Consider the following 23,453-nt stretch of genomic DNA (forward strand, 5'->3'; position numbering starts at 1 on the left):
CTTCACAGAACTGCCGCGAAGGAAAGACGGACGGTTTGAACGATGCGAAAGCTTATCACGCCCATCGCAAGCCTTGGCCTTGTAGCGGCCCTGGCAAGTTGTAACAGCACGGACGCGCTGATACCGCAGGTCGATGTCGGCGGCGGAACGTTCCGCTCGCCGCCGGTGACGCAGTCCGACCTCGAATCGATGTCGACGCAGACCGCCGTCGTTCCGGTGCAAAGCTCGCCGGTGCAGCGGACCCGGGCCTTCGCCTCCCAGCCGGCACCTGCCAGCATGCCGACGGAATATGCGACCGGCGACAGCACCTACACCGATCCCGCCGGCTCGCTTGAGGCGCAGGCAAGTCGCCTGGCTTCCGGTGTGGAACCGGTGCAGAACACGACGATGCTCGCCGAGCCGGCGCCTGTGGAAACATCCGAACCTGTTGCCGAAGAGGTTCAGCAGCAGCAGCCGGCCGTTGCCTCCGTGCCTTCCGCAAGCACGGCGACGAGCGGGACGATCCGCTTCCTGCCGATCATCGGCGCGCCTGTCGCCGCCGTCACACCGCTGTCGAAACAGCTCGGCGCCGAGGCGCGCAGCCATGGCCTGACGATCAAGGGTTCGGCCGATGCCAGCAGCGAACATATCCTCAAGGGCTACTTCTCGGCCCTGAAGGACAATGGCAAGACCACGATCGTCTACGTCTGGGATGTGCTCGACGGCAGCGGCAATCGGCTGCACCGCATTCAGGGGCAGGACTCAGTTGCCACTGTCGGTGCCGATCTCTGGGAGGGCATTCCGGCCGAAACCATGCAGGCAATCGCCACCAAAACCATCAGCGCCTACCTCGAATGGCGGCAATCCAGACCCGGTTGATACAAAGTTTTTAGGATAATGCGCTTCGCGGCGCAGCATTCCCCTTGCATTCAAGTTCAGTGTCGCTAAAAAGCGGCCGATCAGCTCTGAACGGCGGCCATCCGCAATGAATGTCCGCGATTGGAATGGCTCTCGGAATCTGCGCGGAAAATGCCGCTCCCGGAAATGAACCCGGACGGTAGCCGCGCCAGCTCAAGGCGGTCCGTCAATGAAGGTTTTCGCAGGCAATTCGAACCGGCTGCTGGCCGAAGCGATCTGCAACTATCTCAACCTGCCTCTTGGAAAAGCGACCGTAAGGCGGTTTGCCGATCAGGAGATTTTCGTCGAGATCGGCGAAAACGTGCGCGGCGAGGATGTCTTCATCATCCAGTCGACCTCGTTCCCCACCAACGATCACCTGATGGAACTGCTCATCATGATCGACGCGGTGCGCCGCTCCTCGGCCCGCCGCATCACCGCGGTGCTGCCCTATTTCGGCTACGCCCGCCAGGACCGTAAGCCCGGTCCGCGCACGCCGATCTCGGCCAAGCTGGTTTCCAACCTGATCACCGAGGCCGGCGCCGATCGCGTGCTGACCCTCGATCTTCACGCCGGCCAGATCCAGGGCTTCTTCGACATTCCGACCGACAACCTCTATGCGATCCCGATCCTCGCCCGCGACGTCAAGGAAAACTACGACCTGAAGAACGTCATGGTCGTTTCGCCCGACGTCGGCGGCGTGGTACGCGCCCGTGCGCTCGCCAAGCGTCTCGACTGTCTGCTTGCCATCGTCGACAAGCGCCGCGACCGCCCGGGTGAATCCGAAGTGATGAACGTCATCGGTGACGTGAAGGGCAAGGACTGCCTGCTGATCGACGACATCGTCGATTCCGGCGGCACGCTCTGCAACGCGGCCGAAGCGCTGTTGAAGAACGGCGCAACGAGCGTTACCGCCTATATCACCCACGGCGTGCTTTCCGGCGGCGCGGTTGCCCGCGTCACCTCGTCGATGCTTAAGGAACTTGTCATCACCGACTCGATCCAGCCGACGACGGCGGTTCAGTCGGCGCACAACATCCGCGTCATCACCACGGCAACTCTGCTCGGCGAGGCGATCAACCGCACCAGCCAGGAAGAATCGGTTTCGAGCCTCTTCGACTGAGAGAGGCTCGGCCGCCCGCAAAAGCATCCGTCTTCGTCAAGCGGGATTTGGCGCCCATTTTCTGTCGTTCCTGAAAAGCGCGTTGCGTTTAGGCAGCCCTATGCAACGCGCTTCCAAGGCTCGATTTCACGCATGTCGTTGTCGCAAGACGGCTGTGCACTCTTGTGCGACATGCCTTAGCGCATAATTCTTTCGTTAAATCGAAAACGGTCTAGCGAAAGAATTATGCAGTAAATCAAAGCGCTACAGCAATCTTTGCGCGTCTAGTTGGAGGCGCGGCGCTGTAGCAACGGCCCCCGAGAGTTGTCATCTTCCATCCCAAGGGGTAACATCTGCCCGCTGTTGCTGACACCTTTCTCTGCAGACAGCATTGTTCATCAATGACGTGCTTCTGATCGAACAGAAGCCTTTTTGATTCTTAGAAGAACATAATCGGAACTTTACTTCCATGCAGCGCCACGCAAATGGCGGCTCCCCGATCTATCCCGATCACCCCGGATAATTTTGGAGGAAAAGATGAGTAACTGTACGCTAACCCTCATTCTTGCAGGCGGCCTCGCCTTGTCTGGTTGCCAATCTGCTACGTACTCTCGGACGAGCACCGGCGATTTCGGCTGCCTTGCCGGGACCGTCAGCGGCGCAATCCTTGGCGGGTTCGCCGGCTCGGCCATCGGCGCAGGCACCGGTCAGCTCTGGGCTGTCGGCGGCGGCGCCACCCTTGGCGGTGCGGTTGGTAATGCCTTGACTTGCCGCTGATTGCGAAAGGCTACGAGATGCGAAAAGTGACTCTCCTTATGGCATCCGTGCTTTGCCAGTTCGCTCCGGTCGCCGCACAGGATAAGCCTGCGGCGATGTATCAGGGGCAAATGGATCGGCTCGACCGCGACGGCGACGGCGTGATCAGCCGGTCCGAATATCAGGCCTTCATGACAACGGCTTTCGCAAATCTGGACAAGAACAAGGACGGCACTCTAAGCGCCGACGAGGTAGCGCCTGTCCTTAACGCCCAACAGTTTGCCGCCATCAACGTGAACCGCGACGGCAAGATCACCCAAAGCGAGTTCCTGAACAGCGTGATGGCCGATTTCAAGGCGGCCGACCGCGGCGGCGACGGCAGTCTGCAGTAGAACGCGCGCGGATCGGACGAAAAACGGTCGCGAAGGCAGCGCAACAGAGGACACGGCTGTCAGCTCACGCTGGCGGAAGTAGCGGTCATGCGCCGGCGCTTGTCGCCGTGGCTGTGGCCGCCAGCGGGCAGGCCTCGCCACCACCGAAGAGGCGCGAACGCGTCAGGAAGCGTCGCTCGCGACCATTGTCGAGCGAGAACATCCCGCCCCTGCCCGGCACCACGTCGATGATCAACTGCGTATGCTTCCAGACTTCGAACTGGCTGGCGCTGATATAGACGGGAACGCCGCCAATCTCGCCGAGCTTCACGTCATTGTCGCCGACGATGTAGTCGTCGGCGGGATAACACATCGGCGACGAGCCGTCGCAGCAGCCACCCGATTGATGGAACAGGATGTCGGGATGATCGCGCCTGATCTCGGCGATGAACTCGAGCGCCGCGTCGGTCGCCAGCACGCGCGGTTCGGTGGTGGTCATGTTGAGCCTCCTTGCGCATGTCGCGCAAAAGTGTGCAGCGGTTTTGCGATGACGATATGCGCGAATCAAGCGCCTTGAAACAAGCGCCGCGCCTTGCGTTTTCAAAGTCGGGGTGGACCGAGGGCGAGAGCTGGAGAAGAGCCCTCGGCCACACCTGGGAGGCCCTCTCCCATAGGGGAGAGGGAACGATGGCGAAGCCTCAGAAGAAGCCGAGCGCCTTCGGGCTGTAGCTCACCAGCATGTTCTTGGTCTGCTGGTAATGGTCGAGCATCATCTTGTGGGTCTCGCGACCGATGCCCGATTGCTTGTAGCCGCCGAAGGCCGCATGGGCCGGATAGGCATGGTAGCAATTGGTCCACACCCGGCCCGCCTGGATCTCGCGGCCGAAGCGGTAGCAACGGTTGGCGTCACGGCTCCAGACCCCGGCGCCAAGGCCGTAGAGCGTATCGTTGGCGATCTCCAGCGCTTCGGCTTCGGTCTTGAAGGTGGTGACGGACACCACCGGCCCGAAGATCTCTTCCTGGAACACCCGCATCTTGTTGTGCCCGCGGAAGACGGTCGGCTTGACGTAGAAGCCTTCCGCCAGCTCGCCTTCGAGCACGTTGCGGCCGCCGCCGGTCAACACCTCAGCGCCCTCCTGCCTGCCGATGTCGATATAGGAGAGGATCTTTTCGAGCTGCTCGCTCGACGCCTGCGCGCCGATCATCGTGGCGCTGTCGAGCGGGTTGCCCTGTCGGATCGCCTCGACACGCTTCAACGCCCGCTCCATGAAGCGATCATAGATGCTTTCCTGGACCAGGGCGCGGCTCGGGCAGGTGCAGACTTCGCCCTGGTTGAGCGCGAACATCGCGAAACCTTCGAGCGCCTTGTCGAAATAGTCGTCGTCCTCGGCCAGCACGTCGGCGAAGAAGATGTTCGGCGACTTGCCGCCAAGCTCGAGCGTGACCGGAATGAGGTTCTGGCTGGCATATTGCATGATCAGCCGCCCGGTTGTCGTCTCGCCGGTAAAGGCGATCTTGGCGATGCGCGGGCTGGTGGCCAGCGGCTTGCCGGCTTCAAGACCGAAACCGTTGACGATGTTGAGCACGCCGGCCGGCAACAGGTCGCCGACGAGGTCTGCCCAGACCAGGATCGAGGCCGGCGTCTGCTCGGCCGGCTTCAGCACCACGCAATTGCCAGCGGCCAGCGCCGGCGCGAGTTTCCATGCGGCCATCAGGATCGGGAAGTTCCAGGGGATGATCTGGCCGACGACGCCGAGCGGCTCGTGAAAATGATAGGCAACCGTGTCGTGGTCGATCTCGCCGATAGAACCTTCCTGGGCGCGGATGCAGGCGGCGAAATAGCGGAAATGATCGATCGCCAGCGGAATGTCGGCGGCCATGGTTTCGCGGATCGGCTTGCCGTTGTCGAAGGTCTCGGCGCGCGCCAGAAGCTCCAGATTGTCTTCCATGCGGCTGGCGATCTTCATCAGGATGTTCGACCGCTCCGCAGCCGACGTGCGCGCCCACTTCTCGCGGACGGCATGGGCAGCGTCGAGCGCAAGCTCGATGTCGGCCGCATCCGAGCGCGCGACCTGGCACAGCACGCCGCCGGTCACCGGCGTCGTATTGTCGAAATAGCGCCCGGCCACCGGCTCGCGCCATTCACCGCCGATGAAGTTGCCGTATTTCTGCTTGAACGGGCTCTCGACGATCTTCTGATGCAACATGTTCATTCCTCCCTGTGAACAGCAACCAAAGCTGTGAGAGGAAGGTGAAGCCGAACGTGCGTGTTCGATAGTGAGGCACGATCGCCAGCGACGCGATCTGTTTCAGATGTGAGACACCTGGGCTGAGGTCAGCGTGCTGCAGCGCAATAAGCGGCGCGTTGATGAGTGATTCGAGCCGCTTCCGCCCCTCATCCCCCTGCCGGGACCTTCTCCCCGCCAGCGGGGAGAGGGTTAGGATGAGGGGGGCAGCCTCAGATGAGGTAAAAGTTCAGTTAACCGAAAGCCGTTTCATCTTGCGATAAAGCGTGGCGCGGCTGATGCCGAGCAGTTCGGCTGCCGTCGACACATTGCCATTGGCGCGCGACAGCACGCGCCGAAGCGCGGCCCGCTCGGCATCGGGAAGCTCGCTCCCGTCGCCGGACGGATCCTCCTTGAGAAGATCGGATGCCGGAATGCCCGAGGCGATGCGTTTGTCGTCGAGTCCGAGCCATTGCCGCGCCGCGCGTGTCGCGCCCTTGACGAGGTCGTCGCGATCGACAGCCAGAAGTGCCGGCCCTGCCCGGTCGATCGGCACGAGCACGATCCGCGATCCGGCAAAGGCTCGACGGAAGAGCCCCGCCTCGATACGCGCGGCCGCATCGCGCACGGCCTGTGACAAAAGCGAGACGGTGATCTCCGACGCATCATCGCGGCAGGTGGAGATGTCGATCGCCGCCGCCAGCCGGCCGAGGTGATCGCGGATCGGCGCGGTCGTGCAGCTAAGCCCGATATTGCTGCTGAGGAAATGCTGATCACGCTGGATAATGACGGCGCGCTCGTCGGCGATCGCCGTGCCGATGCCGTTGGTGCCGACGCTGGCCTCGCTCCAGATAGTTCCTGACCACAGTCCGACATCGCGGAAATCCGCATCGTCACCGACCGCACCACGCCGCTCCAGCGCCACGCCCTTGTCGTCGGTCAGAAGCAGGCAGCAGCCGGCCTTGCCGACCGTCGCAAACAGCCGGTCGAGTTCGCCGCCCGCCTCGGCGATCAGTTCGGCCGATCGCTGCCGCGCCAATCGGAACTCGCTATCGGAAAGTCGAACCGGTGTGCGCCGATCCTCAGGTGCCAGGCCATGGAGCGTCATGCAGCGGCGCCAGGATGCGGCCACCGGCGAGCTTGCAGCCGCCGAGGACCGGTGCGCAACCTGATAGACGTATTCCGTATGATCCCTGACGGCAGGCATCGGTTTCCTCCCTGCAAGCCACGTCCGGCAACGCAAGTCCCACCCGATCTCCCAAACGGCTGAGCCTGCTTTGGCCATACTATAGGCATCGATTGGATGAGAGGTCCAGCAAGACGAAGGTCCACCTTCATGCCCGCATCAGCGCGTTTGATGCGTTCATCACGCCGGCGGTATCGACACGCCGGCGGAATATGATACGCGAGTTCGAGCATCATCCGACACTCATTCACAACAACCGGTTGCCAGCCATGCTTCGTGACTTCTCGCTCCAGAGCCTCTTCATGGGTCTCTTGATCGCCTTTGTCGGCTTCGCCAGCTCCTTCGCCGTCGTCCTTCACGGCCTTGGCGGCGTCGGTGCGACAGAAGCACAGGCCGCATCCGGGCTGATGGCGCTGTCGATCTCGATGGGCGTATGCGCCGTCATCCTCAGTGCCGTGACCCGGCTGCCGGTCAGCGTCGCCTGGTCGACGCCTGGTGCCGCGCTGCTCGCCAGTTCCGGCATGGTCGAGGGCGGCTTCAACGCCGCGGTCGGTGCCTTCCTCGTCTGCGGCCTGCTCATCGTTATTGCCGGCCTCTGGAAGCCGCTCGGCCGCATGGTCTCGTCCATTCCGGCGACACTGGCAAATGCCATGCTGGCCGGCGTCCTGCTCAGCCTTTGCTTTGCCCCGGTCAAGGCGATCGGCTTCAATCCGCTGTTCGGCCTGCCGATCCTCTTGGCCTGGGCGATCGTCGGCAGCGTCAACAAGCTCTATGCGGTGCCGGCCGCCCTGCTCGCCTTCGTGCTGGTGATCGCCTTTGGCGTCGAAATGCCTGCTGATGCCCTGGCCGAGCTGTCTTCGGCTCTGGTGCCGCGGCCGGAATTCGTGATGCCCGCCTTCACGACGCCTGCGATGATCAGCATCGCGCTGCCGCTGTTCATCGTTACAATGGCGTCGCAGAACATTCCCGGCATCGCCGTCATGAAGGTCAACGACTATAACCCCACCCCCGGCCCGCTGTTCGCGACGACCGGCCTGTTTTCGATGCTGAGCGCGCCCTTCGGCGGCCATGCGGTCAACCTTGCGGCGATCACGGCGGCCATGGGTGCCGGCGCCGACAGCCATCCGGATCCGGCGCGACGCTACTGGTCGACGATCAATGCCGGCATCTTCTATGTCATCTTCGGCCTGCTCGCCGGCGCGGTCACCACCTTCGTCAGCCTCGCACCATCGGTGCTGATCGAGGCAGTCGCCGGTCTTGCGCTTGTCGGCGCCTTTGCCGGCTCCGCCATGGCGGCCTTCACCGACGCCAGGACACGCGAGGCGGCCGCAATCACCTTCCTGGTCACCGCCTCCGGCGTCAGCTTCGGCGGCGTTTCGGGCGCCTTCTGGGGGCTGATCGCCGGTGGCCTGATGCTGGCGCTGGCGCGCTTCACGCGCAAAAAGGCCTGAGCGCGACGCGCCTTCGCACTTTGATTTCACGCAAGTCGTTATCGCAAAACCGCTGTGCACTCTGCGCCACATGCTTTAAAACCGCGGCAAAGCTTGCATTTGCGGGTGATCTCGTCTATGCACCGCCCGTCCGCGTAGACACCCTTGGAGGCAACGCGGATGAAGCCCATGCGGCTTCGGTTTTTCCGCATTGCGGATGAACTCTCCAGAATTAGACATAGAAAGGTCTACCTATGAGCCACGCAACTTATGAGCTCAAGGCCGAGACGCGCGAACGGGTTGGTAAGGGGTCCTCCCGTGAACTCCGTCGCAACGGTCTTATCCCAGCTGTCATCTACGGTGACAAGCAGGCCCCCATTTCGATCGCGCTGTCCACCAAGGACGTGACGATGAAGATCCACGCCGGCGGTTTCATGACCACCGTTGCGGTCATCGACGTCAACGGCGAAAAGATCCGCGTCCTGCCGAAGGACTACCAGCTGGATCCGGTCCGCGACTTCACCATGCACGTTGACTTCCTGCGCGTCTCCAAGGACAGCAAGGTCACCGTTCAGGTTCCGGTTCACTTCGTCAACGAAGAGAAGTCCCCGGGCCTCAAGGCCGGCGGCGTTCTCAACATCGTTCGCCACGAAGTCGAACTGGCCGTTGCTGCCGACGACATTCCGGAATTCCTGACCGTTGACCTGTCGGGTCACAAGGTCGGCGACGCGATCCACATCTCCAACATCAAGCTGCCGAAGGGCGCGACCCCGGTTATCACCGACCGCGACTTCACGGTTGCCACGATCGCTGCTCCGGCTGGCGGTCTGAAGGAAGAAGAAGAAGGCGAAGCAGAAGCCTGATTCACCTTGAGGTGAAGCGGCGATCCGGCATCGGCCGGATACCCTGCGGTACCCATTGAAAGGCCCGCCCCGTCAAACGAGGCGGGCCTTTTGCGTTGAACGCACCGGTTGCCGCCGTGCTGTCCCTGTCCTGCAATCGAGCAGGCTTCCTCACGAATTGTCACGTAGCAATTTCAGCAACATTTAAGGTTTTGATGATGTTCTTGCGCCGGGGAAATTTGTAAGCAAGCGTCTAAAGAGAATCCGAAATGACACGAGTGGCAACGCCTGGGGGATGCGTCCAGTGATGCATTCCGTCGAGAACCGATTTATTGCGATTGTCTGCGGTGCAATGCTGGTTTTCGTTGCCCCACTCTTCGTGCTCTTCCTCAGCATCTCCAGCGAACGCGCCGCCCGTGAGCGCCTGCACAACATCGAGCTTCTGATGGGCGCAAGCGCCGAAGCGTTGGGCAAGCCGATCTGGGATTTCGACAGCGACGGCATCAAGCGCATCGCCCGCTCGCTGATGAACGACACCGATATCGTCGCTGTCACCATCCGCGACACCTCCGGCTCGATCCTCGCGCAGATGCCCTCCGGCGGCCTCGGCATCGACAGCGACAGCCGCAGCCTGAAAACACCCATTTCCTACGACTCGATCGACGGCATCAAGGAAATCGGCAGCATCGAAGTGCGCGCGCCGACACCCGGCCTGCTATCGCAGTTCAGCAAGGACGAGCTGGCTATCCTCGCCATCCTGCTGATTGCCGTAGCCACCGTCTTTGCCGCCGCGCTCATCGGCAACCGCTTCACCGTCATTCGCCCACTGATGCGCTTGACGTCCGCCATAGAGGCGACCCGGCGCCTGGGCTCGCGCCACCGGGTCGATTGGACCTCGGACGACGAAATGGGCGCGCTGGCTGCCAATTTCAACGAGATGCAGGACCGGCTCGAGCGTGAGTCGATGGAGCTGAAGAGCGCGCATGAGCGCGCCACCGACATCTACAACCTGACCCCGGCGATGCTGTTCTCGCTCGACACCGACAACCGCCTCTGCGCCGTCAGCGATTACTGGCTGCTGGCAACCGGCTATCACCGCGAACAGGTGATCGGCGAGGATTTCACCGATTTCATCGACCCGCACTGGCACGAGACCTACCGCAGCCACGCCAAGGCGATTGCCGTCGGCGACCACGACATCTGCGAGGTCACAGTCCCCTTCCGCAAAGCAGACGGCGCGTTCATGACCGTGCTGATCCTGGAGACGGAAACGGCCGGCGATGGCGACCTGTCGCTATCCGTCATGACCGACGTCACCGCGTTGAAGCAGGCCGAAAGCCGCAACCATGCCCAGGCGATCACCGATCACCTCACCGGCCTTCTCAACCGCCAGGGCTTCGAGGCGGCACTCGACGAGGCGATCGTCACCGCCGATGCCTGCGGCATCCAGGTCGGCTGCCTGTTCATCGACCTCGACCGCTTCAAGTGGATCAACGACAATTTCGGCCATGCCGCCGGCGACGAGGTTCTGCGCCACACGGTCGAGCTGATCCGCGCAACCCTGCGCCCTGACGATGTCATGTCACGCCTCGGCGGTGACGAGTTCGCGATCCTGGTATCGGATAAGGACGTCGCCACTCTTGCGTCTGAAATCGGCGAGCGCATCGTCAGTGCCCTGCGCGAGCCGATGCCGATTGCCGGCAACGAACTTTTCGTCAGCGCCAGCGTCGGCATCTCCGTTTATCCCGAGCACGCCGAGAATGCTTCGGACCTGCTGCTCAACGCCGACATGGCGATGTATGCGCGCAAACGCGACGGCAAGAACGGTCTGCAGGTCTTCGACGCCAGCATGCTCGATGCCGCGCGCGAGCGCCACGAGATCGAACAGTGCATCGAAGCGGCCCTCAAGGACGATCACTTCGAGGCGTGGCTGCAGCCGATCGTCAGCCTCAGCGACGGCCAGATCGCCGGCTTCGAGGCCTTGATGCGCCTCAACCACCCGGAAAAGGGCGTGATGCCGCCGGGCAAGATCATCGGCATTGCCGAGGAAACGGGAACGATCGCCCGCATCGGCGATTGCATTCTCGAAAAGGCTATCCGGCATCTGGCTGATATCTCCGCCCTCGACGGCACGCAAAACACCTATCTCGCGGTAAACTTCTCGCCGCTGCAGTTCGAGCTTACGCTGCCGCACAAGCTCGCGGCCCTGCTCCTCAAGCACCATATTTCGCCGAACCGGATCGTCATCGAAATCACCGAGGCGGTGCTGATGCTCGACAATCCGGAAGTGCACGCGGTGCTGAAGCAGCTCAACGAGTTCGGCTGCCGGATCGCGCTCGACGATTTCGGAACGGGCTACTCGTCGCTGAGCTACCTCAACCGCTTCCCGGTCGACATCGTCAAGGTCGACCAGTCCTTCACCCGTTCGCTCAGCTCCGGCACCGCCGATATCCGCCGCAAGAGCCGGATGCTGATCAAGGGCATCCGCACGATCTCGCACCAGATGGGCTGCACCGTGGTCGCGGAAGGCATCGAGACCAAGGAGCAGTGGCAACTCCTGCGCAAGCTTGGTGTGGATTGTGGGCAGGGTTATCTTTTCAGCCGCCCCATGCCGATCGGCAAGATGCTGGCCATGCTGGAGAGCGATTCCGAAGTCAAGGCCAACATCCAGGCATAACGGCCAGACACTGGCGCGAAGGAGCAAGGCGTGAAAGAGCTGATCCTGGCATTGTTCCTCGGCCTTTCCACCGCCGCCGAAGCACAGACGATCAAATTCGTCACCGAGGACTACCCGCCCTACAACTTCTCGACTTCGAGCGGCGCAAGCGGCGCCTCGGTCGAGCAGGTAACCGCGATCATGGAGGGGCTGAAGCTTCCCTATACGATCGAAGTCCTGCCCTGGGCGCGGGCCTACATGCTGGCAGAAACCGATGCGTCCTATTGCGTCTTCACCACCGGCCGCAACACCGAGCGCGAAAAGCTGTTCCAGTGGGTGCAGCCGCTGCTCGTCGACCACATGATCATGGTCCGGCGCAAGGGATCTGACACCGCCCCCGGTTCGATCGATGCGGCAAAGCGGTTCACCATCGGCACCCAGCGGGAAGATTTTTCCGCCACCTACCTCACGGAACACGGCTTCGAGAAGATCGACTATGCGACCAATCTCGATTCGACGCTGAAGAAACTGATCGGCGGCCGCATCGACCTGATGATGACATCGGAGAAGACCTTCGAAAGCATGCGTGCCGAGGGCAAGCCCGTCGAGGCGGCATTGATGCTGGAAGGCGAATATTACGGCATCGCCTGCCATCGCGACATGGACAAGGAAACGGTCGAGAAGATGCAGCGCGAACTCGACCGCCTGATCGGCAACGGCACCCAGGATGCGATCTTCGATCGTTACGGCGTTCGGCCGAGCGGAAGCGAACAGGCAACGAAATAAGGATTGACTCTGATGGCGTTTCGCGCTCGTGAAGCGGGGAAGCCCGACGGAGCGTAACGACATGCTGATCATTGCAGGACTTGGCAATCCAGGTTCGAAATATGCCTCAAACCGCCACAATATCGGTTTCATGGCTGTCGACGTCATCCATCGCCGCCATAACTTTTCCTCCTGGTCGAAGAAATTCAAGTCCGAGATCGCCGAGGGTGAAATCGGCGGCGAACGGGTTCTGCTGATGAAGCCGCAGACCTTCATGAACCTCTCCGGCGAGGCGGTCGGCGAAGCCATGCGCTTCCACAAGCTGCATCCGAAGGATATCACCGTCATCTATGACGAGCTGGATCTGCCGGCGGCAAAAGCCCGCATCAAGGTCGGCGGCGGCCACGGCGGCCACAACGGCATCAAATCGATCGACGCCCATTGCGGCAAGGAGTATCGCCGTCTGCGGCTCGGCATCGGCCATCCTGGCGTCAAGGACCTCGTCCACGCCCATGTGCTCGGCGATTTCGCCAAGGTCGACCAGACCTGGCTGGTGCCGCTGCTCGACGCCATCGCCGACAATGCCGACATGCTGGTGCGCGGTGAGGACTCGCAGCTTCTGAACAAGATCGCGCTTGCGACCGGCGGCAAGCCGGACGAGGACAAGCCGCAGGCGCAAAAGAAGCAGGGCGCGCAATCCCATATCCATCAGGCGCGCAATTCGGCTCAGCCGAAGAAGCTGCCTACGAGCGGTCCGATGGCCGACATGCTGAAGAAGCTGTTCGGCCCCAAGGGCGACTGACAGGTGTCGCCCCTGCCCTTCGCGATCCGTGCGGCATCGGCAGACGATCTGCCGGGACTTCTTGCGCTTTATGGCGAACTGAACCCGGACGACCCTTCGCTCGACACAACCCTCGCCACCGATCGCTTTCAGGCAATCCTTGCACAACCCGGCATGACGGTCTTCATCGGGTTTGCCGGCGATGTCGCCGCCGCATCGGTCACGTCGGTCGTCGTGCCGAACCTGACGCGGGGCGGCGCACCCTACGCTCTCATCGAAAACGTCGTCACTTCGGCCGCCTTTCGCAAGCGCGGCTTTGCCCGCGCTTTGATCCTGCATGCCATCGGCGATGCGTGGGCCGCCGGCTGCTACAAAGTCATGCTGCTGACGGGGTCGAAGGATCCCGCGACGCTGCGTTTCTACGAAAATTGTGGCTTCCGGCAGGACAAGACCGGCTATCAGATCCGCCGCCCCTGACCGTCACTCCTCCGGCTCGGTCATGAACATCAGCGGGAAGCCGGCATCCTTGGCGAGGTCGGTCGCCTCCTTTGCCTTGGTCTCGGCGATATCGCGCACGCAGACGACAACGACGGAAACCCCCATTTTGTGCGCCGTCATCATCACCCGGTAGCCCGCCTCCTCGCTCATATGGAACACGGCCTTCAGTACCATGACGACGAAGTCGCGCGGCGTGTAGTCGTCATTGACGAGAATGACCTTGTAGAGCTTCGGCCGCTCCAGCTTCGGTTTCGGCTTCAGCTTCGGTTTTGCGGCAAGATCGTCGTCACTCATCGGAAATCCACCCGTTGATGACAGGAAGGCGGTCGCGGTTGGCCATCCGGCCCCAGGACGCTGCCACTCAATATCGTACGCCAGACACCGCCAATCAAGCAAAAGCCCGCTCCTTCACCGCGCCGAAACGCGCGAAGGCTTGACCGTTCGGCTCCTTTATCCCATAGCCACGCCCAACGAATTCGAGAACGACAGGTTTTAGCCATGGGCTTTAAATGCGGTATTGTCGGGCTGCCGAACGTCGGCAAGTCCACCCTCTTCAACGCACTCACCAAGACGGCGGCGGCTCAGGCTGCCAACTATCCGTTCTGCACGATCGAGCCGAACACCGGCGAAGTCGCGGTTCCCGATCCGCGCATGCGCAAGCTGGCCGACATTGCCAAGTCGAAGGAAATCATCCCGACGCGCATCTCCTTCGTCGACATCGCCGGCCTGGTGCGCGGCGCGTCGAAGGGTGAAGGCCTCGGCAACCAGTTCCTCGCCAACATCCGCGAAGTGGATGCGGTGGTGCACGTGCTGCGCTGCTTCGAAGATGACGACATCACCCACGTCGAAGGCCGCATCAACCCGGTCGCCGATGCCGAGACGATCGAGACCGAGCTGATGCTCGCCGACCTCGACAGCCTGGAGCGCCGCACCGAGCAGACCCGCAAGCGCGCCGGCGGCAAGGACAAGGATTCGGTGGCACAGCTGCCGATCATGGACGCGTCGCTGAAGCTGCTGCAAGACGGCAAGCCGGTGCGCACGCTGCTTGCCAAGCTTGATGCCGAAGAACTGCGCATTCTGCAGGGCCTCAATCTCCTGACCGCCCATCCCGTGCTTTACGTCTGCAACGTCGCGGAAAGCGATGCCGTCGACGGCAACGAGCACACCCGCGCGGTTGCCGAAATGGCAAAGACCCAAGGCGCTGAAAGCGTCGTGATTTCGGCGGCGATCGAATCCGAAGTGGCGCAGCTGCCGGAAGAGGAAGCCAAGGAGTTCCTGAGCGCGCTCGGTCTCGAGGAGGCTGGTCTCGACCGCCTGATCCGCGCCGGCTACAAGCTGCTCGATCTCATCACCTATTTCACGGTCGGTCCGAAGGAAACGCGCGCCTGGACGATCCCGCGCGGCACCAAGGCACCGCAGGCCGCCGGCGTCATCCACACCGACTTCGAGCGCGGCTTCATCCGTGCCAACACCATCGCCTTCGACGATTACATTGCGCTCGGCGGCGAAGTCGGCGCCAAGGAAGCCGGCAAGGCCCGCGACGAAGGCAAGGAATATGTCGTCCAGGACGGCGACGTCATCCACTTCCGCTTCAACACGTAAGACAATGAGATGAGGCGCGCTTCACGCGCGCAGCCATTGAAGCATGTCGCGCAAAAGTGTGCTGCGGTTTTGCGATAACGACATGCGCAAAGAACAAGAGCTTAAAGCGCAGAAAGCGATCTGAAAGATCGCAACGCGCGTTACCCGATATTACGGCGCGGCATGCAACCGCGCCGTAATCATTTCCGGCAACAGGTTCATGACAATGCGCCGCAGCTTCTGCCAGAAAATGCCGATGAAAAGCACGGTGACGCCGACCGCCGCGAAGGCAACGAAGACGTAGTTGTCAAGCGACGCGCCGGTCTGGTTGAGCATCGTCCAGATCGCGCCTCCGAGCGACAACAGCCCTGAAGTGACGAAGGCGCGGCGGTCGATGACCAATCCGACCAGCATGAACAGGGCAACGATCAGAATGGCGGCAATCGCCTGGCCAAGCCCGGCCTGCCCGTCCCACCACGTGCCGCGGCCGTTCGACACGAAGACCAGACCGATCAGCGAGTAGAGCAATGCGGGCGCGGCGGCCAGATGCAGCCAGAACGCCGTATCGGAGCGCGCCGTCACACGCTGTGGATCGGAAACGTCGTAGCGCATGGCGGTCGCAAAGAGACCCAGGGCTCCGACAAGAACGGTGAGCGCGAGAAGCATGAAATGGTCGTCGTTGGCGAGGTCGATCCCCAAGCTCCTCTCGAAGGCAAGAAGGATCGCGACCACGCAGATGAGTGCGACCGACACCATCAGACCGGCCAGCGCCAGCGGAACGCGATAGCGCCAGTAGAACAGACCAAGCGGGATCGGGAACGCTGATAGATAGGCGAGTGCAAAGACCATCGGCTTCCAGGCATCATCATGCTCGCTCACGAACAACAGTGACGTCGTCCCGACCCAATGCACGAGAGCAACCGTCAGCGCCACCGACGGCAGCGCCAGCCGCTGGCGCCGCACCAGGATTTCCGCGAGCCCAAGAATGACCGGCAGCGTTACGAATGGGCCGCCCAAGCCCCAGAGGCCGATCAGCACGACAACGACGCCGATCGTGATCAGGATATCGTGAAATCCCCTGACGAACCGCGGCTGTTCGCTGTCTTCGGCGGCGCGGGCATCGAACGCCGCATCGTCCCGGTCGGCGGCAGCATCCGGTGCCACCGGCCCGAAGCTGATGCCACGGTCAGCGAGATAGGCTTCGAGATCGCTCACCTGACGGGCAGAGATGATCCCTTTTTCGGCAGCGCCTGCGAGCGCCCTGTTCAGTTCGGTCACGAGCATTCCTCAATCAAAAGCCGGTCGATACACCCATAAATCAGGTGGTTGCATGAACAATCGGCATGCGCAACCTGGAAATTCCACGATACGGTGGCATCAACCGACACGAGAGCGCCACAGGTCAGAGATGACGAATGAGGCACGCTCTAACGTTTGAAAGCCACTGCTTAATTTCCCGCTTAAATCGATTCCGGTTTGAGAAATTATGCAGTACGTAAAGCGTCAGCAAATCAGACGGGACAACTCAGCATGCTGTATTTCGAGGATTTTTCCGAAGGGCGACGCTTCGACTACAAGCCGGTCGAAATGAAGCCTGCGGACATGATCGCCTTTGCCCGTGAATTCGACCCGCAGCCGATGCATCTCGACGAGGAAGCTGGCAAACTCAGCATCCTTGGCGGCCTCTCTGCCTCCGGCTGGCACACCAGCGCCGTCGGCATGCGCATGATGCTCGACGCCTTCATGGGCCATTCTTCGTCTCAAGGCTCTCCCGGCATCGATTTCATGGACTGGAAGAAGCCGGTGATAGCAGGCGACGTGCTCACCGGTTTCAGCCAGGTGCTCGAAGCGCGCCGGTCGAAGTCCAAGCCGAGCCTCGGCATCGTCAAGTTCCGCAACGAAATCGTCAACCAGACCGGCGAACCGGTGGCGGTTTCGGAATGTACCGTGCTCTTCCGCTGCCGCGACAAAGGTCAGAATTAATGATGACGATGGAGGAGTTTTACGCCACCGGTCGCAGGACCGTCATCGGCACCCTGGCCTTTACCGCCGAGGATATCGTCCGCTTCGCCCGTGACTTCGATCCGCAGCCGTTCCACCTCGACGCGGAAGAGGCTCGGCATTCGCTGTTTGGCGGTCTATGCGCCTCCGGCTGGCACACCGCGGCCGGATGGATGCAGTGTTTCGTCCGGTTCTGGAAGGACGAACAGCGGCGGCTTGCGGCCGAAGGCCTGCACGCGCCACGGCTCGGCCCCTCGCCCGGCTTCCGGGATCTGAAATGGCTGAAGCCGGTCTATGCCGGCGATACCGTGACCTATGCCGTCACGTTCCTCGAAAGCCGCACGCTCGCTTCGCGGCCGGGCTGGCGGATCAACACGATCCTCTGCGAAGGCGAAAACCAGCACGGCGAGGCGGTCATCCGTTTCGAAAGCAAGGTCATCGAGTTCGTTTAGCCAGGGCATCTCCAGGAAAAACGCCAAGAGGCTTTCAGTCAAGAAATGCTTGGAAATAAAGAGATAGAGCGTTTCCGTAACTCCGGTTAACCCGGAAACGCTCTGTTGAGCGACCGTCGCCCGTCCAAACGACGCGCGTCCCCGTTATTCCTTAAATCAGGAACGATTTGGGAGTAAAATCCGTTCGGACCTTCAGAGTTCCGCGCCAGTGGCCGAAAGGCCAGCACGCGTGGGAACTTCGACAGAAAGGAACGGAGGGCTATCGATGGAAAAGACCCATGTTCGCGAACTGGCGGAGGAATATCTTCGCCTCGGCGGCCACCGGCGCGTGGCCATCGACGATAACGAAACCTCGATCAGAAGCTGGGAAGACGAACCGCCGGAAGCCGACGCCTTCTGGCGGAAAGAGGTGGAAACACTGACGCCGGCAACGCAGCGCGAGGTGCAACTGATGCTGCCGACGATCAACCGCGCCTGAGCGGTGTCAGTGACCTTCGAATTCGATCAGCGTGCGGACATTGACGCCGAGCGCCTCGAGTCTCTTGCGGCCACCGAGTTCCGGCAGGTCGATGACGAAACAGGCCGCGACGATATCGGCGCCCATCTGCTTCAACAGCTTGACGGCCGCTTCCGCTGTGCCGCCGGTCGCGATCAGGTCGTCGACCAGAATGACCTTCTCCCCCGGGCTGATCGCGTCCTTGTGCATCTCCATCTCGTCGACGCCGTATTCGAGGCTATAGGCGATGCGCACCGTGTCGTGCGGCAGCTTGCCCTTCTTGCGGATCGGCACGAAGCCGGAGGAAAGCTGGTGGGCGATCGCGCCGCCAAGAATGAAGCCGCGCGCCTCGATGCCGGCGATCTTGTCGATCTTGGTACCGGCATAGGGGTGCACCAGTTCGTCGATCGCACGGCGGAACGCCCTGGGATTGCCGAGCAGGGTGGTGATATCGCGGAACATGACGCCCGGCTTCGGATAGTCCGGAATGTTGCGGATGGCGGCGATCAGTTCCGATTGAACGGTAGTGGTCATGGGCAAAGAAGGCCTTTGTGTCTCTTGTTACCGCAAACCCATAACACCATCGACCCGCATGTCTATAACGGTTTCTGCCGCACGGATGGCTGGAACAATTTGGTCGTGCCGGGGGTTGATGCTACGCTGAGGCCCATGGCACGCGGAGGAGATGCGCGCGCCGCATGCCTCACGTTGAGCCCACATCGGAAGGAGGAACATCATGCGCCTGTTTGAATGCGGTTCTCTTGTCCCGGGGTGCGAATGGCACACCCGCGCCGATAACGACGCCGAAATCGTCCGCCGCGTGGTGGAACACATGCGCCAGGCCCACGGTGAAACGATGATCCGCGAAAACATGATCGATAACATCAAGGCCCGCATCGTCGAAGAAACCAAGGCCGCCTGACGAAACTACATCTACTCCGAACGCGCGCGGGTCTTGCAATGACAACGCCCGCGACGCGTGCCGTTTGCCCTGACACCGAATGATGGTGCGTCGCATCGAACCGGTGCGAGGGACCAAGTCTGTCCCGGCGAGCCGCCCGATCTGGATTTTCAGGCCGAGTTGACCGTGACCGTCATCCAGGTCTGGATCTGAGGCACACGGCACCGCATTCGCCGATCCCTATGCTATGGCAATGACGCGAAGGAAGATTTGACCCGCGCGGTGCTCACGCTCTATAGCACGTGGCCTGTTGTCCTTACCTGTATGGCGATCTCTTGCGTTTACCGGTGGGCTGCGCCAACGTCTCATGCCCTCATTCTTTTTAACTGGCATTCGGAACCTATGAACGACAAAGTTTTTGACACTTTGACCGGCATGTACTTCACGGTCGACGATCCCGATGGAAGTTACGGCACGGGTCAAGTTATTCGCCTCGCTGCCGAAGGGATTTACTTCATTCGCTTCGACGGCAACGAGGTAATGCTGCCTCTGGAGCTCGTATCCATCGGCGAGATGCTGCAGACCACCGACGAAGAGTACAAGCTCTGGCGGTTCTTCGACACGCTCGAGGAAAGGGACAAATGGATCGAATGGCTGGACGCCCCATCGAAGCCACGGGTCGTCTCGCTGGTGAGGCCGACCAAGTAACAGCCTCTCGGCTCCCTCGCTCTACGAGCCCACAGCTTGCTCAATACCGGCAGTTGGTGCCAGGAAAGATCGGTCATCTACCTCTAACATGGTCGCGCGCCACGCGCTTTACGCGCGCGGCACCATCGTCTCGAGGCGGGCGACAAGGTTTGCCCGGTCGACACTGAAATTGCGGTCTACCCACAGGGCCTCCAGCTCACCGAGGATCTGGCCGACGCGAGGCCCGGCGGGGATGCCGGCCTTCAGCACATCGGCGCCCGTCAGCGGGAAGCTCGGGCGCTTCCATGCCTCGGTGCGCGTCAAGAGGCGCTGGAACGCCGCCGTCTCGGCAAGCAAGGCCGGATCGTTTTCGGACTTGCGTCTGGCCGAGGCGAGCGCGAGGCGAAGCCGGACGGAAATCCCCTCAGCGCCGTGGCGGTAGAGCAAGCGATCGAGCGCCGCATCCACAGTCTTTGCCGGTAGCGCTGGCGCATTCGCAAAGCGCGAAAAATACGCTGCCTCGGCCTTCGACAGGCGCAGCCGCGCGGCCATGGCTTCGAGCCGATCTTCATCCGGCGGCACGATTGCCGCAAGGCGCAGCAGTGGATCCGGTGCCCAAGAAAAGGCCTTCTCGGCAGCAACCAGTTCCGGAATGGCGTCGATGCCCCATTTCTCGGTCTCGGGCAGGATTTCGGTCAACACGCCCGCCTGGCGCATCCAGAGCAGCGCCCGGCCCGGGTCCTCGGCTGAAAGCAGCTTCTTCGTCTCGGCCCAAACCCGCTCTGCCGAAAGTGTCGACAGCTTGGAACGCGCCTGGGCGCAGGCCCTCAGGCCATCGGCATCGGGGCGACCGTTGCCGTAATGGGCGAAGAAGCGGAAGAAGCGCAGGATGCGAAGATAATCCTCGGCCACCCGCTCGGCAGCATTGCCGATGAAGCGCAAAGTGCGGGTCTTAATATCGGCAAGGCCGCCGACGTCGTCCACGACCTCGCCCTCATGGTCCGCGTAGAGCGCGTTGATGGTGAAGTCGCGCCGCTCGGCATCCACCTTCCAGTCGGTTCCGAACGCAACTTCAGCGCGGCGCCCGTCGGTCGCGACATCGCGGCGCAGCGTCGTCACCTCATAGGGCGTACCGTCGATGACGAGCGTCACCGTGCCGTGGTCGATGCCTGTCGGTACCACCTTGATGTCGGCTGCCTTGGCGCGGGCAACGACCTCGTCTGGATGCCAGGTGGTGGCCATGTCGACATCGCCGGCCGGCACCCCCATCAGGCTGTTGCGCACGGCGCCGCCGACGACGCGCACCTCCCCGCCCTCGACATTCAGGAGATCGAAGACGCGACGAAGGGATGGAGCCGAAAACCAGCTCTCACCGGCAACCGAGGTCATGCATAAAGCCTTTCATAAAGCATTCGGACGATGCCGGCGGTGATACCCCAGATATTCCTGTCGCCATAGGGCATGCGATAGAAATGCCGGTCTTCACCCTGCCAGTGGCCGCTTCCACGCCCATGGTTTCCGGGGTTCATGAGGAAGGACAGCGGCACTTCGAAGACGCTTTCGACCTCGTCGGGGTTGGGCACCAGCTCGAAGCCGGGCTGCACCACCGCCAGAACCGGCGTGATTTTGAAACCGGACAACGCCATATAGTGCGGCAGTCGTCCGATCGTCTCGACGAACCGCGGGTCAAGACCGATCTCCTCCTGCGCCTCGCGAAGGGCGGCGGACTCGATCGAGCGGTCCTCCGGGTCGACCGCGCCGCCGGGAAACGCCACCTGGCCGGAATGCTTGCGCAGGCTTGCGGTCCGCTGGGTGAAGATGACATGCGCATCCTCGCCGTCGTCGACCACCGGCACCAGCACGGCCGCATCCTTCAGATGCAGGGTTTCAAGATGCGGCACGATACTGGGATTGAGCAGGAAATCTCCGTGTTCCCGCCACGCGCTTTCCACTGGCCCGCCCATCTGGGTCAGGGCCCGGCGGCGAAATTCGTCGGCAGAATAGGGATGCCGGTTCATCGCGACAGCGCTTCCAGTTCGGCAGCCTTCATGATCGGGAAGATGGACCCACCCGAGCGCACGCAGAACATCTCGACGCCGTCGACCACCACGGTCTCGCCGAGTTCGACGAGATCGTACATGACGGGCCGGGAAACCAGCGCCTCGAGCCGGCCGCGCACGTGCAGGTACGGCTTCAGTTCGCGGTTCTCGCCATGAATGACAAAACGCAGGGCATGCTCCGGCCCGGCCTCGACAACGTCACCGACATTGGTGCGAAAGGTCAGCACCTGCACGCCGTCCGCCTGCGTCACGCTCATTTCGACGGCAACGAAGGGCGCGTCGACGATGCGGATCGCCACCTTTTCCACAGGCGTCACCAGATAGGTGACGCCATCCTCGTCCTTGCGCAAAACTGTGGAGAACAGCCGCACCAGTGGCTGCCGGCCGATCGGCGTGCCCAGATAGAACCAGGTGCCGTCGGCGCGGATTTCCATGTCGATATCGCCGCAGAACGGCGGATTCCAGCGCTCCACCGGCGGCAGGCCACGCTTGCGGTCGCCCGTCTGGCCGGCCGCACGCGCGATCAGGGCCGCCAGTCCGGCCGCGTCCCCGGTTCGCTGAATTTCGGCTTCTGCCATCGTTCCGTCCCGATTGGCCCCGATTTTGCACCGGAGGCGTGTATGTCGTCGCGAGATGCGGCGTGTATGCTGTCACGAGATAGTGCGTCTGCGGCGACTTGTCAGCCGTCAGCCAGGGTCTAAATTGGAATAAGGCAACTGAAAATCCCCCGCGGGGCGATTCGGTTCAACAACGGGCGACCGGGGAGTACGACCATGAGTGTGATGAAGGGCGCCACGGAAGCGACCGACGAAAGGGCGATCGTTGCCGCGGCGGAAAACGCGCTCGCGGAGATCGCGCTCGTGCGGGCCGAAGTCGGCAAGGTCATCTTCGGTCAGGAGAACGTGGTCGAGCAGACGCTGCTTGCCGTTTTGTCCGGCGGCCACGCCCTTCTCGTCGGCGTTCCCGGCCTTGCGAAAACCAAGCTGGTCGCGACGCTCGGCACCGTTCTCGGCCTTGATTCCAGCCGCGTGCAGTTCACGCCCGACCTGATGCCATCGGACATTCTCGGCTCGGAAGTGATGGACCAGGATGCCGCCGGCCACCGCTCCTTCCGCTTCATCCCCGGTCCGATCTTCACGCAGCTGCTGATGGCCGACGAAATCAACCGTGCCTCGCCGCGCACGCAGTCGGCGCTGCTGCAGGCGATGCAGGAGTATCACATCACCGTTGCCGGAGCCCGCAAGGACCTGCCGCAGCCGTTCCACGTGCTGGCCACCCAGAACCCGCTGGAGCAGGAAGGCACCTACCCCCTGCCGGAAGCCCAGCTCGACCGCTTCCTGATGCAGGTTGACGTCGGTTATCCCGAGCTTGCCGCCGAACGACAGATCCTGCTTGAGACCACCGGCGTCACGGAGGCCTCGGCCCGGCCGGTGATCGACGCCGCCCGCCTGCAGCAGATCCAGAGCCTGATCCGGCAGATGCCGGTCGGCGAGAAGGTGGTCGATGCCATCCTTGATCTCGTGCGCTCCGCCCGCCCCGGCAACGGCAATGCCGCCACCGACAAGAACGTCGCCTGGGGCCCGGGTCCGCGCGCCGGACAGGCGCTGATGCTCTGCGCCCGCGCCCGTGCGCTCTACGACGGTCGCCTGGCGCCGTCGATCGACGATATTCTGGCGCTCGCCGAGCCCGTTCTCCAGCACCGCATGGCGCTGACCTTCGCTGCCCGTGCCGAAGGCATGACCGTGCGCGATGTCGTCGCCGAGCTGGTGAAGCAAGCCAAGGGATAA

Annotated in this window: 26 protein-coding genes; 17 read left to right on the plus strand and 9 right to left on the minus strand. The window is 62.2% G+C overall.

What is annotated here, in order from left to right; translation table 11 throughout:
• The first annotated feature begins 42 nt into the window (after positions 1 to 42).
• The 4 genes from ASD00_RS22055 to ASD00_RS22070 all read left to right on the plus strand — a co-directional run bounded on the left by ASD00_RS22055 (position 43) and on the right by ASD00_RS22070 (position 3,126).
• A complete protein-coding gene (locus ASD00_RS22055; RefSeq protein ID WP_025427924.1) occupies positions 43 to 858 on the plus strand; it encodes a hypothetical protein in 816 nt (271 codons plus the stop codon).
• A 208-nt stretch (positions 859 to 1,066) separates the two neighbouring features.
• The gene (locus tag ASD00_RS22060) at positions 1,067 to 1,999 is read left to right on the plus strand and encodes a ribose-phosphate pyrophosphokinase (protein ID WP_025427925.1); all 933 of its coding nucleotides are present in this window, start codon (positions 1,067 to 1,069) and stop codon (positions 1,997 to 1,999) included.
• Between the two features lie 516 nt (positions 2,000 to 2,515).
• A complete protein-coding gene (locus ASD00_RS22065) occupies positions 2,516 to 2,755 on the plus strand; it encodes a membrane protein (RefSeq protein ID WP_025427926.1) in 240 nt (79 codons plus the stop codon).
• Positions 2,756 to 2,772: 17 nt separating this feature from the next.
• Positions 2,773 to 3,126, plus strand: coding sequence for an EF-hand domain-containing protein (locus tag ASD00_RS22070; RefSeq protein WP_025427927.1), 354 nt, complete (start codon positions 2,773 to 2,775; stop codon positions 3,124 to 3,126).
• An 85-nt stretch (positions 3,127 to 3,211) separates the two neighbouring features.
• On the opposite strand, the gene ASD00_RS22075 is transcribed toward ASD00_RS22070, so the two are convergent.
• The 3 genes from ASD00_RS22075 to ASD00_RS22085 all read right to left on the minus strand — a co-directional run bounded on the left by ASD00_RS22075 (position 3,212) and on the right by ASD00_RS22085 (position 6,537).
• Positions 3,212 to 3,604 carry a DUF779 domain-containing protein gene (locus ASD00_RS22075; protein WP_025427928.1) on the minus strand — a complete coding sequence of 131 codons (393 nt, stop codon included), beginning with the start codon at positions 3,602 to 3,604 and terminating at the stop codon, positions 3,212 to 3,214.
• 199 nt (positions 3,605 to 3,803) lie between these two features.
• Positions 3,804 to 5,312, minus strand: a complete 1,509-nt coding sequence (adh, locus tag ASD00_RS22080; RefSeq protein ID WP_025427929.1) for an aldehyde dehydrogenase — start codon at positions 5,310 to 5,312, stop codon at positions 3,804 to 3,806.
• A gap of 268 nt (positions 5,313 to 5,580) precedes the next feature.
• Positions 5,581 to 6,537: a helix-turn-helix domain-containing protein gene (locus ASD00_RS22085; RefSeq protein ID WP_057208772.1), complete on the minus strand. Its 957-nt coding sequence runs from the start codon at positions 6,535 to 6,537 to the stop codon at positions 5,581 to 5,583.
• A 248-nt stretch (positions 6,538 to 6,785) separates the two neighbouring features.
• Between ASD00_RS22085 and ASD00_RS22090 the strand changes: the two genes are divergently transcribed.
• The 6 genes from ASD00_RS22090 to ASD00_RS22115 all read left to right on the plus strand — a co-directional run bounded on the left by ASD00_RS22090 (position 6,786) and on the right by ASD00_RS22115 (position 13,467).
• On the plus strand, positions 6,786 to 7,967 hold the full coding sequence (locus tag ASD00_RS22090) for a benzoate/H(+) symporter BenE family transporter (RefSeq protein WP_025427931.1): 1,182 nt from the start codon (positions 6,786 to 6,788) through the stop codon (positions 7,965 to 7,967).
• 233 nt (positions 7,968 to 8,200) lie between these two features.
• Positions 8,201 to 8,809, plus strand: a complete 609-nt coding sequence (locus ASD00_RS22095) for a 50S ribosomal protein L25/general stress protein Ctc (RefSeq protein ID WP_025427932.1) — start codon at positions 8,201 to 8,203, stop codon at positions 8,807 to 8,809.
• Positions 8,810 to 9,092: 283 nt separating this feature from the next.
• Positions 9,093 to 11,465 carry an EAL domain-containing protein gene (locus ASD00_RS22100; RefSeq protein WP_025427933.1) on the plus strand — a complete coding sequence of 791 codons (2,373 nt, stop codon included), beginning with the start codon at positions 9,093 to 9,095 and terminating at the stop codon, positions 11,463 to 11,465.
• Between the two features lie 30 nt (positions 11,466 to 11,495).
• Positions 11,496 to 12,230, plus strand: a complete 735-nt coding sequence (locus ASD00_RS22105) for a transporter substrate-binding domain-containing protein (RefSeq protein ID WP_025427934.1) — start codon at positions 11,496 to 11,498, stop codon at positions 12,228 to 12,230.
• Between the two features lie 61 nt (positions 12,231 to 12,291).
• Positions 12,292 to 13,011, plus strand: a complete 720-nt coding sequence (pth, locus tag ASD00_RS22110; RefSeq protein WP_025427935.1) for an aminoacyl-tRNA hydrolase — start codon at positions 12,292 to 12,294, stop codon at positions 13,009 to 13,011.
• A 3-nt stretch (positions 13,012 to 13,014) separates the two neighbouring features.
• Positions 13,015 to 13,467 carry a GNAT family N-acetyltransferase gene (locus ASD00_RS22115; RefSeq protein WP_057208773.1) on the plus strand — a complete coding sequence of 151 codons (453 nt, stop codon included), beginning with the start codon at positions 13,015 to 13,017 and terminating at the stop codon, positions 13,465 to 13,467.
• Between the two features lie 3 nt (positions 13,468 to 13,470).
• Here the strand turns inward: ASD00_RS22115 and clpS are convergent, their stop codons facing one another.
• The gene (clpS, locus tag ASD00_RS22120; protein ID WP_025427937.1) at positions 13,471 to 13,782 is read right to left on the minus strand and encodes an ATP-dependent Clp protease adapter ClpS; all 312 of its coding nucleotides are present in this window, start codon (positions 13,780 to 13,782) and stop codon (positions 13,471 to 13,473) included.
• A 204-nt stretch (positions 13,783 to 13,986) separates the two neighbouring features.
• On the opposite strand from clpS, the gene ychF reads away from it, so the two are divergent.
• Complete coding sequence (gene ychF, locus ASD00_RS22125) at positions 13,987 to 15,090, plus strand: redox-regulated ATPase YchF (RefSeq protein WP_057208775.1); 1,104 nt, start codon at positions 13,987 to 13,989, stop codon at positions 15,088 to 15,090.
• A gap of 150 nt (positions 15,091 to 15,240) precedes the next feature.
• On the opposite strand, the gene ASD00_RS22130 is transcribed toward ychF, so the two are convergent.
• On the minus strand, positions 15,241 to 16,347 hold the full coding sequence (locus ASD00_RS22130) for a hypothetical protein (RefSeq protein WP_025427939.1): 1,107 nt from the start codon (positions 16,345 to 16,347) through the stop codon (positions 15,241 to 15,243).
• Positions 16,348 to 16,599: 252 nt separating this feature from the next.
• Here ASD00_RS22130 and ASD00_RS22135 point away from each other — a divergent pair, with 252 nt between their 5' ends.
• The 3 genes from ASD00_RS22135 to ASD00_RS22145 all read left to right on the plus strand — a co-directional run bounded on the left by ASD00_RS22135 (position 16,600) and on the right by ASD00_RS22145 (position 18,000).
• Positions 16,600 to 17,052, plus strand: coding sequence for a MaoC family dehydratase (locus tag ASD00_RS22135; RefSeq protein ID WP_025427940.1), 453 nt, complete (start codon positions 16,600 to 16,602; stop codon positions 17,050 to 17,052).
• Entirely contained in the window at positions 17,052 to 17,522 is a 471-nt protein-coding gene (locus tag ASD00_RS22140; protein WP_025427941.1) for a MaoC family dehydratase, read from the plus strand. Before ASD00_RS22135 ends, ASD00_RS22140 begins: the two co-directional genes overlap by 1 nt.
• A gap of 265 nt (positions 17,523 to 17,787) precedes the next feature.
• Entirely contained in the window at positions 17,788 to 18,000 is a 213-nt protein-coding gene (locus ASD00_RS22145; RefSeq protein WP_025427942.1) for a hypothetical protein, read from the plus strand.
• A gap of 6 nt (positions 18,001 to 18,006) precedes the next feature.
• On the opposite strand, the gene ASD00_RS22150 is transcribed toward ASD00_RS22145, so the two are convergent.
• Complete coding sequence (locus tag ASD00_RS22150; RefSeq protein ID WP_025427943.1) at positions 18,007 to 18,552, minus strand: adenine phosphoribosyltransferase; 546 nt, start codon at positions 18,550 to 18,552, stop codon at positions 18,007 to 18,009.
• 202 nt (positions 18,553 to 18,754) lie between these two features.
• On the opposite strand from ASD00_RS22150, the gene ASD00_RS22155 reads away from it, so the two are divergent.
• Both ASD00_RS22155 and ASD00_RS22160 read left to right on the plus strand, forming a co-directional pair.
• On the plus strand, positions 18,755 to 18,940 hold the full coding sequence (locus tag ASD00_RS22155; RefSeq protein WP_025427944.1) for a DUF1059 domain-containing protein: 186 nt from the start codon (positions 18,755 to 18,757) through the stop codon (positions 18,938 to 18,940).
• A gap of 381 nt (positions 18,941 to 19,321) precedes the next feature.
• Positions 19,322 to 19,627: a hypothetical protein gene (locus ASD00_RS22160; protein WP_025427945.1), complete on the plus strand. Its 306-nt coding sequence runs from the start codon at positions 19,322 to 19,324 to the stop codon at positions 19,625 to 19,627.
• Positions 19,628 to 19,735: 108 nt separating this feature from the next.
• On the opposite strand, the gene ASD00_RS22165 is transcribed toward ASD00_RS22160, so the two are convergent.
• Genes ASD00_RS22165 through ASD00_RS22175 form a run of 3 tightly spaced genes read right to left on the minus strand, consistent with a single transcriptional unit; the run spans position 19,736 to position 22,244 of the window.
• Positions 19,736 to 20,995: a CCA tRNA nucleotidyltransferase gene (locus ASD00_RS22165; RefSeq protein WP_025427946.1), complete on the minus strand. Its 1,260-nt coding sequence runs from the start codon at positions 20,993 to 20,995 to the stop codon at positions 19,736 to 19,738.
• Positions 20,992 to 21,624 carry a CoA pyrophosphatase gene (locus ASD00_RS22170; protein ID WP_025427947.1) on the minus strand — a complete coding sequence of 211 codons (633 nt, stop codon included), beginning with the start codon at positions 21,622 to 21,624 and terminating at the stop codon, positions 20,992 to 20,994. Before ASD00_RS22170 ends, ASD00_RS22165 begins: the two co-directional genes overlap by 4 nt.
• Entirely contained in the window at positions 21,621 to 22,244 is a 624-nt protein-coding gene (locus ASD00_RS22175) for a DUF1285 domain-containing protein (RefSeq protein WP_025427948.1), read from the minus strand. The genes ASD00_RS22170 and ASD00_RS22175 overlap by 4 nt, the downstream gene beginning before the upstream one ends.
• Positions 22,245 to 22,439: 195 nt before the next feature.
• On the opposite strand from ASD00_RS22175, the gene ASD00_RS22180 reads away from it, so the two are divergent.
• Positions 22,440 to 23,453: a MoxR family ATPase gene (locus ASD00_RS22180; protein WP_025427949.1), complete on the plus strand. Its 1,014-nt coding sequence runs from the start codon at positions 22,440 to 22,442 to the stop codon at positions 23,451 to 23,453.

This window comes from Ensifer sp. Root31, from assembly GCF_001424825.1.
In the GTDB taxonomy this organism is placed as follows: Bacteria; Pseudomonadota; Alphaproteobacteria; order Rhizobiales; family Rhizobiaceae; genus Ensifer; species Ensifer canadensis.